The sequence below is a fragment of the Chitinophaga parva genome (assembly GCF_003071345.1).
Classification (GTDB): Bacteria; Bacteroidota; Bacteroidia; order Chitinophagales; family Chitinophagaceae; genus Chitinophaga; species Chitinophaga parva.
Genome location: NZ_QCYK01000003.1, coordinates 160,023 through 175,907, shown reverse-complemented (window position 1 = coordinate 175,907; position 15,885 = coordinate 160,023). Strand labels below are relative to the sequence as shown.

Annotated in this window: 16 protein-coding genes and 1 tRNA gene; 9 read left to right on the top strand and 8 right to left on the bottom strand. The window is 50.5% G+C overall.

The genetic code is table 11. From position 1 onward, the window contains the following. Positions 1-627 carry a trimeric intracellular cation channel family protein gene (locus DCC81_RS20020; RefSeq protein ID WP_108688465.1) on the bottom strand — a complete coding sequence of 209 codons (627 nt, stop codon included), beginning with the start codon at positions 625-627 and terminating at the stop codon, positions 1-3. A 568-nt stretch (positions 628-1,195) separates the two neighbouring features. On the opposite strand from DCC81_RS20020, the gene DCC81_RS20015 reads away from it, so the two are divergent. The 3 genes from DCC81_RS20015 to DCC81_RS20005 are packed head-to-tail and all read left to right on the top strand — an operon-like array spanning position 1,196 to position 3,960. After that, positions 1,196-2,089, top strand: a complete 894-nt coding sequence (locus DCC81_RS20015; RefSeq protein ID WP_108688464.1) for an NAD(P)H-binding protein — start codon at positions 1,196-1,198, stop codon at positions 2,087-2,089. A gap of 8 nt (positions 2,090-2,097) precedes the next feature. Beyond that, complete coding sequence (locus tag DCC81_RS20010; RefSeq protein WP_108688463.1) at positions 2,098-3,024, top strand: NAD(P)H-binding protein; 927 nt, start codon at positions 2,098-2,100, stop codon at positions 3,022-3,024. A 15-nt stretch (positions 3,025-3,039) separates the two neighbouring features. Beyond that, positions 3,040-3,960 carry a helix-turn-helix domain-containing protein gene (locus tag DCC81_RS20005; RefSeq protein ID WP_108688462.1) on the top strand — a complete coding sequence of 307 codons (921 nt, stop codon included), beginning with the start codon at positions 3,040-3,042 and terminating at the stop codon, positions 3,958-3,960. A gap of 3 nt (positions 3,961-3,963) precedes the next feature. On the opposite strand, the gene DCC81_RS20000 is transcribed toward DCC81_RS20005, so the two are convergent. Both DCC81_RS20000 and DCC81_RS19995 read right to left on the bottom strand, forming a co-directional pair. Next, the gene (locus tag DCC81_RS20000; protein WP_108688461.1) at positions 3,964-4,407 is read right to left on the bottom strand and encodes a MarR family winged helix-turn-helix transcriptional regulator; all 444 of its coding nucleotides are present in this window, start codon (positions 4,405-4,407) and stop codon (positions 3,964-3,966) included. Positions 4,408-4,418: 11 nt separating this feature from the next. Further along, positions 4,419-4,919 carry a GNAT family N-acetyltransferase gene (locus DCC81_RS19995; RefSeq protein ID WP_108689257.1) on the bottom strand — a complete coding sequence of 167 codons (501 nt, stop codon included), beginning with the start codon at positions 4,917-4,919 and terminating at the stop codon, positions 4,419-4,421. 120 nt (positions 4,920-5,039) lie between these two features. Here DCC81_RS19995 and DCC81_RS19990 point away from each other — a divergent pair, with 120 nt between their 5' ends. Further along, entirely contained in the window at positions 5,040-5,609 is a 570-nt protein-coding gene (locus DCC81_RS19990) for a Crp/Fnr family transcriptional regulator (RefSeq protein WP_108688460.1), read from the top strand. On the opposite strand, the gene DCC81_RS19985 is transcribed toward DCC81_RS19990, so the two are convergent. Next, entirely contained in the window at positions 5,598-7,049 is a 1,452-nt protein-coding gene (locus DCC81_RS19985; RefSeq protein WP_108688459.1) for an apolipoprotein N-acyltransferase, read from the bottom strand. The genes DCC81_RS19990 and DCC81_RS19985 overlap by 12 nt on opposite strands. 154 nt (positions 7,050-7,203) lie before the next feature. Between DCC81_RS19985 and DCC81_RS19980 the strand changes: the two genes are divergently transcribed. After that, on the top strand, positions 7,204-8,046 hold the full coding sequence (locus tag DCC81_RS19980) for a class I SAM-dependent methyltransferase (RefSeq protein ID WP_108689256.1): 843 nt from the start codon (positions 7,204-7,206) through the stop codon (positions 8,044-8,046). Here the strand turns inward: DCC81_RS19980 and DCC81_RS19975 are convergent, their stop codons facing one another. From DCC81_RS19975 to DCC81_RS19960, 4 genes are all read right to left on the bottom strand, one after another. Next, positions 8,047-9,036, bottom strand: a complete 990-nt coding sequence (locus tag DCC81_RS19975; protein WP_108688458.1) for a hypothetical protein — start codon at positions 9,034-9,036, stop codon at positions 8,047-8,049. A 315-nt stretch (positions 9,037-9,351) separates the two neighbouring features. Next, positions 9,352-9,810, bottom strand: coding sequence for a MaoC family dehydratase (locus tag DCC81_RS19970; protein ID WP_108688457.1), 459 nt, complete (start codon positions 9,808-9,810; stop codon positions 9,352-9,354). A 257-nt stretch (positions 9,811-10,067) separates the two neighbouring features. Further along, positions 10,068-11,939, bottom strand: coding sequence for an ATP-binding protein (locus DCC81_RS19965; RefSeq protein WP_108688456.1), 1,872 nt, complete (start codon positions 11,937-11,939; stop codon positions 10,068-10,070). Between the two features lie 539 nt (positions 11,940-12,478). Next, positions 12,479-12,560, bottom strand: a tRNA-Leu gene (locus DCC81_RS19960). A gap of 248 nt (positions 12,561-12,808) precedes the next feature. On the opposite strand from DCC81_RS19960, the gene DCC81_RS19955 reads away from it, so the two are divergent. The 4 genes from DCC81_RS19955 (at position 12,809) to DCC81_RS19940 (ending at position 15,862) form a co-directional block, all read left to right on the top strand. Then, entirely contained in the window at positions 12,809-14,314 is a 1,506-nt protein-coding gene (locus tag DCC81_RS19955; protein WP_108688455.1) for a malate:quinone oxidoreductase, read from the top strand. A gap of 223 nt (positions 14,315-14,537) precedes the next feature. Beyond that, entirely contained in the window at positions 14,538-15,134 is a 597-nt protein-coding gene (locus DCC81_RS19950) for a sigma-70 family RNA polymerase sigma factor (RefSeq protein ID WP_108688454.1), read from the top strand. Between the two features lie 3 nt (positions 15,135-15,137). Further along, positions 15,138-15,401 carry a hypothetical protein gene (locus DCC81_RS19945; protein ID WP_108688453.1) on the top strand — a complete coding sequence of 88 codons (264 nt, stop codon included), beginning with the start codon at positions 15,138-15,140 and terminating at the stop codon, positions 15,399-15,401. A gap of 113 nt (positions 15,402-15,514) precedes the next feature. Beyond that, positions 15,515-15,862 carry an HvfA family oxazolone/thioamide-modified RiPP metallophore gene (locus DCC81_RS19940; protein WP_108688452.1) on the top strand — a complete coding sequence of 116 codons (348 nt, stop codon included), beginning with the start codon at positions 15,515-15,517 and terminating at the stop codon, positions 15,860-15,862. Positions 15,863-15,885 lie beyond the last annotated feature (23 nt).

Sequence of the window (15,885 nt, the reverse complement as noted above, 5' to 3'; positions counted from 1 at the left end):
TTATCCTTTCCTGTCCTTAAATGCAGGCAGCTGCCAGTGAAACTGGATGGCCAGCAGGCGCAGTGCAAAACTGCTCAGGAAACCCGCCAGGAACACAGCATCACCCGCCCATCCCCACCAGGTACCAAAGGTAACCACAGCGGCTCCCAGCAAGGCTGCGGAGGCATACACTTCTTTTTCCAGCACCACCGGCACGCGGGCCAGCATAATATCCCGCAGGATGCCACCACCCACCGCGGTGATCATGCCCAGCAGGATGGCCACCTCATTATTATACCCCATGCTCAGCGTTTTGCGGGCGCCGGATACGGCGAAGAGGGCCAGCCCCAGCGCATCAAAAAAGATCACGGGCCGGTTCAGCAATTTCACCAACGGTTGTAATGTGATAGTAATGATAGACGCTGCAATGGCGGTAACCAGGTAATGCCAGTCTGACAAGCCCGCGGGCGGGATGGCGCCAATGCATACGTCGCGGATAATGCCGCCCCCGCAGGCTACTGCAAAGGCCAGCACGGCAATGCCAAAGATATCCAGCCCCTTTTGACGGGCGGCTTCCGCACCACTGATGGCAAAGGCAAAGGTGCCTGCAAGATCTATGAAAAAGTAAAGAGGATGAAGCTGGTTCAAGTTGCTGCGTGTTTTAAAACAGTTGCCGGCACAAGCCGGCCGGGCAAAGGTAGCAGAATATAGATGAACCGAAATGCAAAGTCCCCGGAAGCATGACGCCTCCGGGGACTTTGCATGGTAGCTGTAGGAGAAGGACTCGAACCTCCACGAGGCAGTTAGCAAACGCACAATAAGATAATTGGTTTCAGTTATGCGCTGTTTATCCCGTGATCCTCACCCCCGAGACAAGAGGGTATGTCTGCCAATTTCATCACCCCACAGTGTGTTTGTCGTTGACCATACAAATGTACAACACAAACGGCATTCAACACAAATTTATTTAACAATAAATATATTTTATTATACAAACATCAATAAAATAGGCATTTCATTAAATAAAATAAAATAAACATCCGGAAATCAGGGGGCAGATTTTATAAAATTTAGTGGAGACTTGTGCCACCCTCCTTCACCAATATAAAGCGTTGCCGCGGAGAAGCAGTTATCGATTTGGCTAAACCAAAAGCCGATCCGGCTAAATCTTTCCGCCGGCACTGGCGGACATTTGCATTAATAAAAACACCAGACCATGAAAATAACTGTAACCGGTGCGCTGGGCAACATCAGCAAGCCGCTCACTGAAATACTCGTACAGCAGGGCCACCAGGTAACCGTGATCAGCAGCCAGCCGGAAAGGGCCGGCGCCATTACACAACTGGGCGCCATCCCCGCTATCGGCACTATCTTCGACCGTGATTTTTTAACGCGGGCCTTCACAGGTGCAGACCTGGTGTACACCATGATACCGCCTGTGGCCAGTTTCAATGATCCCACTGCAGACCTGATGGCACTTTGCCGCGCTATATCGGAAAATTACAAAGCAGCCGTGGCCGCAACAGGCGTAAAACGGCTCATCCACCTAAGCAGCATAGGAGCCCATATGCAGGAAGGTAACGGGCTACTGGCGCTTCACACGCAGGCAGAGAAGACCCTGGCCCAACTGGAAGGTGTAGACATTACCTTCATGCGCCCCACCGGGTTTTATTATACGCTGTATCATTTCATTGGCATGATCAAACAGCAGGGCTTTATTGCCGCCAATCACGGCGGGGATGACATGGCCCTGTACGTAGCGCCGGCAGACATTGCAGCTGCTATTGCAGCAGAAATAACCCTGCCCGCACAACACCGCAAGGTCGTATATGTGAACAGTGAAGAGCTCACCTGCAGCCAGGTGGCAGCCATTCTTGGTGAGGCCATTGGCAAACCAGCCCTGCAATGGCACGTGATCTCCAATGAACAGATGCTGGCGGGCCTCCTCAGCGCCGGCATGCAACCCGCCATAGCCGCCGGTTACGTGGAAATGTTTGACCAGGTGCATAACGGCACCCTGTACGCAGATTATTTCCAACACCGCCCGGTACAGGGCCCTACCAAACTGCACACCTTTGCAAAAGATTTTGCCGCCGCCTATCATCAATAATCCTTTATATGAAGATCATCGTTACCGGTTCACTGGGCAATATCAGTAAACCCCTTACCAGCCTGCTGGTAAGCCAGGGCCACGCTGTCACTGTGATCAGCAGCGATCCGAAAAAGATGGATGCTATCACCGCCATGCATGCCAAACCCGCCATCGGCTCACTGGAAGACGCGACTTTCCTCACCAACACCTTCGCCGGGGCAGATGCCCTGTATGCCATGATCCCCATGGACTTTGCGCAGACGGACCAGCAGGCCTACATGCGCAGGATAGCACGCAATTACATGCAGGCGGTAAAAACCGCTGGGATTAAACGCGTGGTAGTATTGAGCGGGTGGGCGGCCAACCTGGTGAGCGCCGAAAATGTAGAAAATGAATTTGAACAGATACAGGGCGTAACCGTTTGTGTACTGCGCCCTGCCTACTTCTACACTAATTTTTACTTCTCCGCAAACATGATACGCGGCAAAGGGTTTATGGGCAAACTGCTGGCCCTCCGCTACCTGGGGCTGGGCGCCTTATTGCGCGGGCGCACCGGTTTGTTGCTGGGTAATTTCGGGGGCGATGACCGCATCGTATTTGTGTCGCCGGTAGATATTGCCGCCACTGCCGCGGAAGCTTTACAGTCACCGGCGCCGGACCGGGTACGCTACGTGGGCAGTGAAGAAATGACCTGCAACGAGGCGGCCGCCATTATTGGTGCATCCATCGGCAAGCCCTGGCTGCAATGGGTCCGGATCTCCGACAAGCAAATGTTGCAGGGCCTGAAAATGGCAAAGATGCCGCAACAACTGGCCGAAACCATGGTGGCTATGCAGGCCGCCATGCACAGCGGTAAAGCATTGGAACAGTTCCATCTGCACCAGCCGCCCATGGGCAACGTGAAACTGGCAGCCTTTGCCAGGGAGTTTGCCGCGGCCTATAACCATAAATAAATCGTAGCTTGTAATATGCCAGGAAAACTTCCCCATAGGATCAGGACCATTACGGAGTTTCACCGGTTGACAGGCCTGCCCCAACCGGTGCACCCGCTCATCAGCGTGGTGAATGTGGGGGCCGTGGTGCCACCCGTGATGGAAGGCCACTTCAGCAGGATCTTTGATTTTTACAGCATTTCCATGAAGCACATGGACCAGGGTCGCTACCACTATGGCCAGCAAACCTCTGACTTTGATGAAGGCGTGCTGTTCTTCATGGCACCAGGGCAGGTCTTTGGCATGGAGGTGAATAAGAACATGGTGAAACGCCCTACCGGCTGGATGATACTGGTGCACCCGGACTTTTTGTGGAATACTTCGCTGGCAAAAAGCATTAAACAATACGAATTTTTCGATTACTCCGTGCACGAAGGCCTCTACCTGTCTGAAAAGGAAGAATTGCTGCTCACGGCCATTTCCCAAAGCATTGAACAGGAATACAACGCTAACATTGATGCCTATACGCAATATGTGATCATTGCGCAGCTGGAGCTGCTGCTTACATACTCAGAGCGCTTTTACCAGCGCCAGTTCCTTACGCGCAAAGTGGCCAACCACGAAATACTGGTCCGCATGGAAGCCTTGCTGGCAGCGTATTTCAAAAGTGGCGCGCTGGCCACCAAGGGGCTTCCCAGTGTTGCCTACATTGCGGAGAACCTGCACCTCTCCCCCAGCTATTTAAGCAGCCTGTTAAAATCATTGACTGGACAAAGCACCCAGCAGCACCTGCATGATAAACTGATAGAACTGGCCAAGGAAAAGCTGAGCACCACGACCCTCTCTGTGAGCGAGATTGCCTATGAGCTGGGATTTGAGCACTTGCAGTCCTTCAGTAAATTATTTAAGCACAAGACCCATCTTTCCCCGCTGGAATTCCGGCAGTCGTTTAACTGATGTTTATCCCGGCAACCCGTCTTTCAACAAATGCATGATGGCATGCATGTGGTGTACCAGTGCCTGCTGCTGCTCCGGCGCCAGTGGCGTAATGAGCATATTTATTTGTTGATTGGACGCTTCGTTCAGTGCGGCAAACAGCTTGCTACCTTTTGCCGTGAGCGATACCATGGTTACGCGCGCATCTTCTTTGGAAATTTTTTTCGCTATTAATCCATCTTTTTCAAACTGCTTCAGCACACGGCTCAGGTACCCCTTGTCAATGTAAATGAGTGACATGATCTGGGAAGCGCTGATGTGGCCATGGGTGTGGATCTCATAGAGCACGCGCACTTCTGCCAGGGAGTAATCACTATCCAGCAGGCCGTCGTTCAGCAGCCCTATGAGGCCGGTGTAAAAACGGTTAAATGCGCGGATATCCTGTATGGTGGTTTGTTTACCATTCATGGGTACGTGGTTTATGCCAGTGAGAGATCGTAACGCCTTTCCAGGATAGGTTTGCTGAAAGTATCGGAAGATCTTTCTTCCGTAAGCCGGAAACCAAAGCGGGTATAGAGTGCAATGGCGGCATGTTGCTCCTCTGTGGTCCAGAGGTAAGCGTGGGTGCTGCCTTTCTCTTTCATAAAATCAAGGAACAGCTGGACCAGTCTTTTACCCAGGCCCATGCCGCGGTAGGCCGGCTGGAAAAGAAAATAACGCAGCTGCATGGCATCTTCCCGGTGCTGGGCCACCAGGAATCCAATGATGGTTCCTGCGTGCTCGCACATCCATATGCGGTCCGCAGCAGGATCGTATGCTTTTGCAAAATCTTTGAGCCCATCCAGCACGTAGGCCTCAAAACTAAGCCCATAGCCATTTTCCCGGGAATAGAGCTGCCCATGCAGGTAAGCAATATAACCCAGGTCGCCGGGCTGCAGGGTGGTCCTGATGTGGATGTCTGATAGCGGCAATGGCTCCATGTCCGTTGGCTTTGTCTTTTGTGCCACGAAGATATGGAAATATTGGTTGACTTTTTCAACCTTTTTTAAGGCTGTGAAACTCCCCTCCCAAATACCCGTTCCAAATTTCTATATTTGGCGATGCACCCGTTGTTGAAACAATATGTAGCAGGCAGGATCGCGCTGACGCCCGACCAGGAAGCGCTGGTGGACCAATGTTTTGTGCCGCGGCACACCGTGCGGGGCGAGATCCTGGTGCAGGCGGGCACGGTAGCGCGTCATCTCTATTTCGTGGCAAAGGGTTGCCTGCGCATTTTCCTGACCAATGAAGCAGGCGAAGAATCCACGCGTTTCCTGGTGTTTGAAGGCAGCATGGGCACGGCGTTCCCCAGCTTTATCCTGCGCCAGCCTTCCGCCGCCGCGGTACAAACACCGGAACCATCGGAGCTTTTACAACTGAGTTATGAAAACCGCGTGCGCCTGCAACAGGAGATTCCCGGCTGGGAAACACTGGACCGCATTGGCGTGGAGCTGGCTTACATTGATGCCATCCGCCGCATAGAGCAATTGATCAGCGCCGATTCGCGGGAGCGTTACCGGCTGCTGATGGAAGAGCACCCGGAAATGATAAAGCGGCTGCCTTCGCGCATTATAGCAGATTACCTGGGCATTACCCCGGAAACACTCAGCCGCCTGAAGTCAAAGCGATGAAGGCTTCCAGATGGCCAGCAGGAGCAGCCATGCCGCGCCGGCCATGCATACAATACCCGGCCAGTCGCCATGCTTCGTGTAGAAAGTAGCACACGGTTGCAAAGGTACGGCGCCGGCCAGCACCGCTTCCTGCCCTTGCGCGGTGCTGGCACAGGCAAGTACCCTCCCATAACAATCGCTGATCGTGAGTTGCCCTATCCTGGCAGCTCTTACCATAGGAAAACCGTTCTCCACACTTCTCAGCACCGCCATGCGCGCATGCAACCAGTCATCTACCGCGAAATCCCATGCCGGTACAAACAACACCTGTGGATGATGCAGCCCGTACTGGCGCATGTAATCCTGGAAGTCCAGGTCCTTGCAGATAGCCACACCCGCGGAAACAGCACCAACGTTGAAAAGCCCGATCCCGTGACCAGGCGTGAATTGCGTCTCCAGCCCATTCACCAGGTGTACTTTATTATAACTACCCGGGATGGCTGTGGCGTTGCCTACCAGCAGGGCGGAGTTCCTTTCCGTATCGCTGCGCAGGTTGGTATAGCCGGCCACGAGATACAGGTGCCGCTTAGCCGCCACCGTGCGCAAAGTGTCCAGCATGGCCGCTTCCGATTGTTTATCTATACTCAGTGCGCGTTCCGGCAGCACTACCACCAATGCGCCCTTTGCGCCGAGGCTATCCACCAGTTGCACATACCGGGCCGCAGCGGTGCTGTCTTTCACCCGGTTTGGTTTGTCGGAAGTATTATGCAGGTCTTCCCGGATCACTGCCATCCCCACCTGTAATCCCTGGCCCGGGGAGGGTTGGCTTAAGCGCATCATACCAAAAGACAAAGCACCTCCTGCTATCACTACCGTTACCACCAGTACACGTGTCCATTGCTTTTTTACATTCCTGAAAATATACAGGTATGCCAGGGCAGATGGGATCAATGTTATAAGGAATGTAATCCCCAGGATACCGCCCAGAGCCGCCACCTGTATAAGCGGCAGGCAATTCATTTGTGAGTAGGCAATACTGCCGGCAGTACCATCCGGCGCTTGCCTGATGAGCGCATATTCAAACAGGCAGCAGAAGACAGGAAAAGCAAAGCATGCATACCAGGCCCTGGTGCGTAAGGTTATCCAGCGCGTAAGCAGGATGATAGCGGCAAAGATCAATGCAGGCACAATGGTCAAGATAATAGCAGGCACCAGGAATGCCACCCGCTCCAGGTAGCTAAACCAACTCATACGCCCCAATGCGTAAGCGATGAAAGCTGCCACCAAAGTGGCTTTCCAGGAATTACTCATTGCCACGCAAAGCAGTGGCAATGGCGCGACCCATACCAGGAACCAGCAATCTCCCGTGAGGCCATTGCCAAAATAATAACAGCAGGCGGAAAACAGGACGCTTGCAATGATACCAATGCGGGAGGAAAAGAACGTGTCTGTAAAGCGCATAACGGGCGGGATGATTTATACCAAAGATACAGGGTGGCGGGGCGGCGGGTGTTGACAAAAATCAATAAATACGGGCACGGCACTTGTCTATGAAAACTGCCAGCGGAATAATTACTGCAATGACTAATTTAGCAATACGAGTAAATCCATGAACATGACCAAACCCAATCATACCGCGGAACGTACAGCCCTCTGGCGGGCGCTTCACCTGCAGGTGGATGCATTGCCCCATATCATGGAAGATGAAATAGGCCTCCGGATGGTGGCCCCTGGCGCAGACTGGCGCCATCGCCCTGATATGGACCCGGATGCCACTAAACGCATCCGTGCCTCTATGGTGGCCAGGGGCCGCTTCGTAGACGACCTGGTGCTGGAGCAGGCCGCCAATGGTGTTACACAATATGTACTCCTGGGCGCGGGCCTGGACTCCTTTGCCGTGCGCTATCCGGCAGTGAGTGAAGGGTTACAGCTGTTTGAGATAGACCAGGAAGATACGCTGGCATGGAAACAAGCCCGCTTGCACGAGCTGGGCTACACATTGCCCCGCAACCATCACTTTGTGCCAGTGGATTTTGAGGCAGGCATATCGTGGAAACAAAAACTACTGGAAGCAGGCTTTGACAATAGCCGCCCGGCCGTAATATCCTGCACCGGCGTAACGCTTTACCTTACCCGCGAAGCGGTGGAGGCCGCCCTGTGGGAAGCGGCAGGCTTTGCACCCGGTTCCGTACTGGCCATGACCTTCATTTTACCGGCAGATATGATAGATCCGGAAGACATGCCCATGCAACGCAGGTCAGCGCAGGGCGCCCAATCCGGCGGAACGCCCTTTGTGAGTTTTTTCACCCCGGATGATATGCGGAACATGGCAGAGGATGCAGGGTTTAAGACCGCGAAGATCATATCCGGCCGCGACCTGGGCACCCTGTATTTTAAAGACAGGACCGACGGATTACAGCCATCTAATTCGGAGCAGTTCCTGGTGGCAGGCACCTGATCATTGGTATAGATAAATGTGGGTATCCGGCTTGTTCAGCTCATCTATCCATTGGTCAATATAATCCAGTAATGCCTGCTGATCAGGGATGGAAGCCCCCGTTCCCTGTGCACCAAAAACGATCAATCCCAGCGCAATACAATGCGGCATGGATAAGCGCAACAGCAACCCGATGGAAAAACCGGCAATAAAAATATTCCTTGCATCCGGCCGGTACTCAACACTTTGTGCCACTACCTGCCGGATCATGGAGAACTGCGTATCGTTTGAATATAAAATGACATGATCTGCCGCATAGACCAGCAGCCGGTCTACGCCCATAGTGCGGTAAATAAAAACGCTTTTTCTTCTCAGGTCTGTAACCGGCTCCTGGCTAAACTGTTCTGCATTCAGCATTTTCCACAGCTTCACGGCTTCCGTTTCATCCATCGCTACCGTTACCCTTCCATGGCGCGAAAAGTCACTGAGGATGTCAAGGATCTCATCGATCTGGAACGAGCGTTTCAGGGCCGGATCGCCGAGGTAGAAAATGAAGTCCAGGTCCAGTTTACCCAGGGGGCGCATCACATCCACCAGCAGGCCATCCCATAATTCGGAGGCTTGCGTTACGTTAGCCCAGTCATCAAATGCCACCGTGTGGCAATGGTGGAATAGTTCCTGCAGATCCGCAATAAGTTGATTGCTTTTGATCTCACTCCAGCGGTTCCTGTAAGCTTCACCTTCTTCCACATGAAAGTTGTAACCGGCCAGTGTTCCGCTGTTGAAGGCGGCATTCAGCGTAATGCTGCGGATACCCAGTTCTGCCAAGGGCTTTGGCAGCTCGCCCTGGCTCACGCCCAGCGCGTTTTTCAGTTTGCCGGACTGCATATCTGCCTGGTTAATATGGGTGCTCAGATAAACGTTATGGGAGTCATTGCCCTGCCGGATCGTTTCAATGAGATCGGTAAGGATGGGCATGGATTCTTTTACTTCGATGTTAAACACCTGCATAACATAAGGTTTTATTTTTCTAAAAGCCGGCACCCGTCACCTTCGGTTGCGAAAGACGAAAGCGATCCTAAGATATAGTTGTCGTGACCTTCAATTTTTTCATGGAGGCTGGGCAAGTGGTGTGCCGGGAGGTATTTTGCTGGTAACCAGTTGGTTTTGATTTAGGGCGCGGAATGGAAGTGACGGTATTTAGTGAATGCGCCTGGGGAGGCGCGATATATCGCAGGGAGGCGCCATATAAAAGAAGCAGCCCTGCCTCCATTACTGGAAGCAGGGCTGCCTGGTATTTAAAACGTTTTACTTTTCTATTTGGTCCTAAATAAAATGATACAGGAAAACCACATTCCCCGTATACGCGGGCTTCGCCTGATCTTTAATATTCAGCGTAGCGCCGATCACAACTTTTGTAACACCCCTCAGATTAACGATGGAATGGAGCTTAGCCCTTAACTGCACCTCGTTGTTCACCAGCACAGGCTGGCCAAATTTAAAATCCTCAATACCGTAGTTTATCTCCATTTTGATATTACGCACATCTGTGATCTGCTTCCAGAGATATGGTATTAATGATAACGTGAGGTAACCGTGGGCAATGGTGCTTTTAAAGGGGCTTTCGCATTTTGCCCTCTCCTGGTCTGTATGGATCCACTGGAAATCCAGCGTTGCGGCGGCAAATTTGTCGATCTGTTGCTGGTCGATTTTATGCCAGTTAGAAACACCTATTTCTTTGTTTAGATACGCAGCGTACTCTTCGAAGTTGTTGATTATTATCATGTTTTGTAGGTTGTAAATACGATATAAGATCCGTGGCACGGATGACAACGGCCGGCTTCAGGCAACAGTTTAAGATTTGAAAGATATGGGTTATTTGTCTAGTGAAGGCCGAAAATTTTAAATAGGCGGTAAGTTATTGTACACCTTGTAAAATGTAAGTCATTCGGCTTTCGTGCCCGGAACCGGAATCTCCACCAGTTGGAATTTGATATGTTGCCGTCAAAGGTTAAGCGTAGTTGGTGCACTTGTTTGCAAGATCAAATGATGCCGTTTACAGGTAGTTCCACAAAGAAAATCGTTCCTTTTCCCGGGTTACTTTCATACCAAATGTTGCCTTTGTGCGCTTCCACAATCTGCTTTGAGATGGCCAGTCCCAGCCCGAAGGAATGCTCACCGGCTGTACCTTTCCTTTTAGCCCGTGTGAACATATCAAATATCTCGTCCTTTATCTCTGGGGGGATACCAATGCCATTATCTGCTACAGAAATGATAATTACATCCAACTTAGCTTGCAGGCGTACTAAAATTTCAGCGCCGGCAGGGCTGAATTTGATCGCATTGGTAATCAGGTTACTCACCACTCTCCATATCTTTTCCCCGCTAACATACGCCACCGCAGGTTCTGCCTGCAACTGGATTTGTTGCCCCTTTTGCGCTGCTTTAAAATGCAGCAGTTCTGCACAGTATTGCAGCAAATTCCTGACATCCACCGATTCCCGTTTTAACTCTTCTGCACGATTATGTAGCTGCAACAGGTCATTGACCAGCTCTAATGAATGCTCGCAAGAGGCCTTCATCATTTCAAGCAATTTCTTTTCTTCCGCTGACCGGTTCGGATTCGCCAGCATCAGGTCTGCAATGGAAAACGACGCTCCAATCGGGTTACGCAGGTCATGGGCAACGATCTTCATTATCCGCGTATTATCAGTTTGGCTCTGCTCCAGGGAACTGAGTGCTTTCTGCATATGACTGTTCTGTTCAGATATTCGCTTGTTTAACAGACGGGTGACCCGGAACTGCCACAGTATTACAGCCAGTAATGCCAGGGTAACGCCAAATGCTCCCAGCAGCAGCCATATTTTTGTTTGTTTATTCCGGTTGCTGATCTCCAGCAATTGGTTGTCGTCCTGTATAGCGGTATACCGGACATAATCGCCAATGAACTTCTTCAGGTTCTCATTCTCCGTGGTCAACACTGATGCCATCAAATGTTGTATACGACTGGTGTCTGATTTATTGCTGGATAATTTTGTATATTCTAATATGCCTTTTAATATAGGAACCTTAACACTGGAAAAACCCATTTTCTCTATCAGCTGGTAGGCTTGTTTATAATAATGAACAACGCTGTCTGGTACATCTTTATAAAAATTACCATACAGCCAAAATGCGTTTATCTCAAAATATTCCATTCCGGTATTTACAGACCTTGACAGGGACTCACTAATCAATGGCAATACGCCCTGTCTTTGCCCATTCCTGATCATATAGTCAGCTTGTGCCTGCATCGACAAAACCACCATCGCCTCATCTTTGTAACGATTTGCGATCTCCCTGGATTTATCGAGATAATATCGTACGCTGTCAGCAGAAAGGGATAAATTATTGAGACAATAATTGATATATATCGTACTCACTATACTATCCCGTTTTAGATTGCGGACTGCCTGAAGGGCAAGCCGGGAAAACATTTCAGCCTTTACAGTGTCTCCCATCGTATTATAAGCAGTGGCCATATTGCTCAGCACCTGACCTGCGTTAGCCGTGTCAGCTTGTGCCTGATAAGCCACTAGTACCTTGCTGTATAATTCCAGCGACTCTTTAAACAAGCCTTTCAGCAAGAGTACTGTTGCAATAACATTATCCGCATCAGTGATCCCTTTAGGATAATGCAACCTGACTGCAATACTTCTTGCTTTCATCGCGTAATGGAAGCTACTGTCTATATCTTCTAAATAATACAGCAATCCAACCTGGTTCAGGTTATCGATCAACGCGATGCTATCTTTAATGAAAGACCTTTCTTTCTCTTTTTGTTTAATACGCGCTGATTGGGCGTGAACGGTACTTAAAGATAAACAACATAGCTGTACCCAGATGATACGGGTAATTAATTTGTGTTTAGACATATCTGATGAAGATATACTTTAGGTCAAAGCAGCGACAGGATATGGATGTTGCCGTTTTTTGATTGATTAACATAATAAGTTTTAGCGTCAGATCGTCAGGTTTAATCTTTAACGCAGGATAAAGTCGTTGCTCAACCGTTTGCAACACCGGGAAGATATTTACCTGTTAATTAGGAGTCAGAACTATGCATGCGTTAATCCTTACCAGATCTGTTAGGAGGGCCAGATTCTTATATACAGTTCATCAGTCAGCCAATTCAGGAAAAGCTGCTGTTAGTGATGAAATTACACTGTAATATAATTAAAGTAATTACAGCTTGATGGTGCGGACTTTAATTATTTGTAATTGAAGACGCCAGCTGATTTGCTTGGTATAATCGGCATAAAAAATATGCTGGTCTTGTCCCTTGCCAGCCCCCGAATTTTAGCGTATCATTTGTGCCAGCGATGGTGGAGAAAAAGCGGGGTACATGCTATAAAAAGGATATATTATAAAAAACAGAAAAGGTTGTAAGCCAATAACTTACAACCTTTTAATGTGCCCAGAACTGGATTCGAACCAGCACACCTTGCGGCGCTGCGACCTGAACACAGTGCGTCTACCAATTTCGCCATCTGGGCATCACTGATTTGTGTTTCAGGGAGTGCAAAAGTAATCCCTTTCCCCATTTCTCCAAAAAAAAATTACAAAATCCATAAAATATGCTCCGGCTCCATCACCTTATCATATTGTTAATTTTAAAATATTTTAAAAACACCCTCCACCAGTTGAGCTTTTGTTAAAAACTACCAATCTCATTCAAGTTTTATAAAAAACCTCCGCCCATAATGTATTTTTCCATGTAACTTTGCGGTCTCGAATCAAGGTCATGCTGAAACAGGATATTTCACCCAATACTGAGCCGGATGTAGTTTTGATCGGTGCCGGCATTATGAGCGCTACCCTGGGTGTGTTGCTGAAAGAATTGCAACCGGAACTTACCATCCAGGTATTTGAAAGACTCGATGTCGTAGCCGGCGAAAGCTCCGATGCCTGGAACAATGCAGGCACCGGACACTCCGCCCTCTGCGAACTTAATTACACTCCCGAAAAGGCCGATGGCACCGTAGAAAGCATTAAGGCCGTGAAGATCGCTGAACAGTTTGAAGTATCCCGGCAGTTCTGGGCCTACCTCGTAGAGCATAAGCTCATCCAGGAAGCTCCCTCCACCTTTATCAACTCCGTACCGCATATGAGCTTCGTGTGGGGCAAGGAAAACGTGGAATATCTTAAGAAACGCCACGACGCCCTCCAGCAGCACCACCTGTTCCGGGACATGCAGTACTCGGAAGACCACGCCCAGCTCACTCAATGGATGCCCCTGGTCATGGACGGCCGCGATCCCAACCAACCCGTAGCCGCTACTTACACGGAACTGGGCACAGACGTAAACTTTGGCGCCCTCACCCGCAACCTCTTCAACTACCTGAAGTCCAAGCCCGGTGTATCGTTCTACCTCCACCACGAGGTGCGCGACCTGGAACAGGCCGATGATGGCCGCTGGGAGATCACGGTAAAAGACCTGCAAACCCGCCAGAAACGCGACCTGAAGTCAAAGTTTGTTTTCATCGGCGCCGGCGGCGGCTCCCTCCCGCTGCTCCTTAAATCTGATATACCCGAAGGCAAAGGCTTTGGCGGCTTCCCCGTGAGCGGCCAGTGGCTCAAGTGTACCAATGAAAATATCATTGCACAGCACAAGGCCAAAGTATATGGCAAAGCTTCTGTAGGCTCTCCTCCCATGTCGGTGCCCCACCTGGACACCCGCATGATCAATGGCCGGAAAGCCCTCCTCTTTGGGCCCTACGCCGGCTTCAGCACCAAGTTCCTGAAAAATGGCTCCCTGCTGGACCTCCCCTTGTCTATAAAGATCAATAATATACGCCCCATGCTGGCGGCCGGTATGGACAACCTGCCCCTTACCCGCTACCTCATTAACCAGGTACGCCAGTCGCAGGAAGACCGCCTGGCTGCGCTGCGCGATTTCTTCCCCGAGGCAAAGATGGAAGACTGGGAACTGGAAGTGGCTGGCCAGCGGGTACAGGTGATCAAGAAAGATGCGGAACACGGCGGCATCCTGGAGTTTGGTACTGAAGTGGTGAGCGCTGCAGATGGCAGCATTGCCGCACTGCTGGGTGCTTCTCCGGGCGCATCCACCTCCGTATCTATTATGCTGCAGCTCATCCAGAAGTGCTTTAAGCAACACGCTTCCAGCCCTGCCTGGCAGCAAAAGCTGAAGGAAATGATCCCTTCCTTTGGCCAGGCGCTGAACGATCACCCCGCCCTGAGCGACGAGGTGAGAGCCCATACCGCCAGGGTGCTCCACCTGGCAAAGTAACATCGCTTACAACACCACTTTATACAAGGCCCCGCATTGCCCGCGGGGCCTTTCTTTTGGCGCTACGGCAAAAATAAACCTGCCACTTAAAACTGCATCCATCTTGTACAACGTATCTACCTTACACCGCCCACACAAAACAGTTAGTGGAATGTTAAGATTGCTATTACTTATCTTAATTGCTGGGGAATCTTCCTATCTTTTGAAGGCTTTCTCTTAATCTATGCTCAGTACCCGTAAACAAGCGCTGCATGCCACCCTGGACGAATGGGTAAATGCCCATACAGATGCCCTGCTGGCACGGGCCCTGCAACAGGTTTCCGACCGTAGCATCGCGGAGGACCTGGTGCAGGATACTTTCATGGCCGCCTGTATGTCGTTTGAACAATACCGCCAGGAAAGCAAACCCCGTACCTGGCTCTTTGGCATTCTTGAACATAAAGTAGCAGACCACTTCCGTAAAAAACTCCGTAATCCTGTAGTACTGGAAAGCAGCCTGCAACCGGAAAGGGCCGACCGCCTGATGGAGCAGTACTTTGCTGCAGACGGCGCCTGGCTACCAGGCAGAACGCCCGTTCATGGTGACTATTACGACCTGCACCTGCTGGATGATCCCCAATTTTCCCAGACCTTGCAGCAGTGTATGGACAAGCTGCCTGCGGGGTGGCATGCCGCCATTCACCTGAAATACCTCGAAGAAAAAAAAGGAAAAGAGATCTGTCAGGATTTAAACCTTACCACGACTAACTACTGGCAGATATTGCACCGCGCCAAAGTACAGTTGCGGCAATGCCTGGACCATCACTGGTTTAAACGGTAGTGTATGAAACAACTGCTTTTCCGGCTCACCTTTTCCTGCAGGGAGGCCACCATGATCATGGAACAAAAACTGAGTACCGGCATCAGCAGGAAAATGGCACTCAAACTCCGGGTACATAACGCCGTTTGCCGATATTGCCGCTATTATGAAAAGCAAAGCAAGCGCCTGGACCAGCTACTGCGGCGGTTTTCACAAGGAAGCAGCCCGCAGATCACTGATACGGAAAAACTGAAAACAAATATTGTCCGAAGGTTGAAAGACCTGTAATGATCGCTTAACCTTCCGTGTAAGATCAACAATACTTTTCCTGAATAGTTCCATCCGCATTCCGCTCATGCTGAAACATACATAATCATCATTCTTCTAAAAACTACAAGCACATGGAAAACAAAAAGAAATCCCTGCTCGCAGGCACCCTCGTAGCTGGCGCCATCATGACCGCCGCTTCTTTCTCTGCACAGGCAGCATCTGCTTTCAGCTACAATGAGCTGGGCAATGGTACCGCGGTACGTAGCAACCTGCTGAACAGCAATACCACCACTGCCCGCGCACTGGAACTCAAATGCGGTGCCGACAGCACCAAGGCAAAAGATGGCAAATGCGGCGCTAACAAGAGCTCTGCCAAGAAAGGCAAAGACGGCAAGTGCGGCGAAGGCAAATGCGGTGAAGGTAAATGTGGCGCCAAGAAAAAAGGTACCACCACTACCCCCAAGAAAGACGGTCAATAATACATAAACGACCTCACAAACCG

What these genes read in the sequence shown, in the direction of transcription:
- DCC81_RS20015 (WP_108688464.1), top strand. Translation starts at nt 1,196, where the DNA reads ATGAAAATAACTGTAACCGGTGCGCTGGGCAACATCAGCAAGCCGCTC.
- DCC81_RS20010 (WP_108688463.1), top strand. Translation starts at nt 2,098, where the DNA reads ATGAAGATCATCGTTACCGGTTCACTGGGCAATATCAGTAAACCCCTT.
- DCC81_RS20005 (WP_108688462.1), top strand. Translation starts at nt 3,040, where the DNA reads ATGCCAGGAAAACTTCCCCATAGGATCAGGACCATTACGGAGTTTCAC.
- DCC81_RS20000 (WP_108688461.1), bottom strand. Translation starts at nt 4,407, where the DNA reads ATGAATGGTAAACAAACCACCATACAGGATATCCGCGCATTTAACCGT.
- DCC81_RS19995 (WP_108689257.1), bottom strand. Translation starts at nt 4,919, where the DNA reads ATGGAGCCATTGCCGCTATCAGACATCCACATCAGGACCACCCTGCAG.
- DCC81_RS19990 (WP_108688460.1), top strand. Translation starts at nt 5,040, where the DNA reads ATGCACCCGTTGTTGAAACAATATGTAGCAGGCAGGATCGCGCTGACG.
- DCC81_RS19985 (WP_108688459.1), bottom strand. Translation starts at nt 7,049, where the DNA reads ATGCGCTTTACAGACACGTTCTTTTCCTCCCGCATTGGTATCATTGCA.
- DCC81_RS19980 (WP_108689256.1), top strand. Translation starts at nt 7,204, where the DNA reads ATGACCAAACCCAATCATACCGCGGAACGTACAGCCCTCTGGCGGGCG.
- DCC81_RS19975 (WP_108688458.1), bottom strand. Translation starts at nt 9,036, where the DNA reads ATGCAGGTGTTTAACATCGAAGTAAAAGAATCCATGCCCATCCTTACC.
- DCC81_RS19970 (WP_108688457.1), bottom strand. Translation starts at nt 9,810, where the DNA reads ATGATAATAATCAACAACTTCGAAGAGTACGCTGCGTATCTAAACAAA.
- DCC81_RS19965 (WP_108688456.1), bottom strand. Translation starts at nt 11,939, where the DNA reads ATGTCTAAACACAAATTAATTACCCGTATCATCTGGGTACAGCTATGT.
- DCC81_RS19955 (WP_108688455.1), top strand. Translation starts at nt 12,809, where the DNA reads ATGCTGAAACAGGATATTTCACCCAATACTGAGCCGGATGTAGTTTTG.
- DCC81_RS19950 (WP_108688454.1), top strand. Translation starts at nt 14,538, where the DNA reads ATGCTCAGTACCCGTAAACAAGCGCTGCATGCCACCCTGGACGAATGG.
- DCC81_RS19945 (WP_108688453.1), top strand. Translation starts at nt 15,138, where the DNA reads ATGAAACAACTGCTTTTCCGGCTCACCTTTTCCTGCAGGGAGGCCACC.
- DCC81_RS19940 (WP_108688452.1), top strand. Translation starts at nt 15,515, where the DNA reads ATGGAAAACAAAAAGAAATCCCTGCTCGCAGGCACCCTCGTAGCTGGC.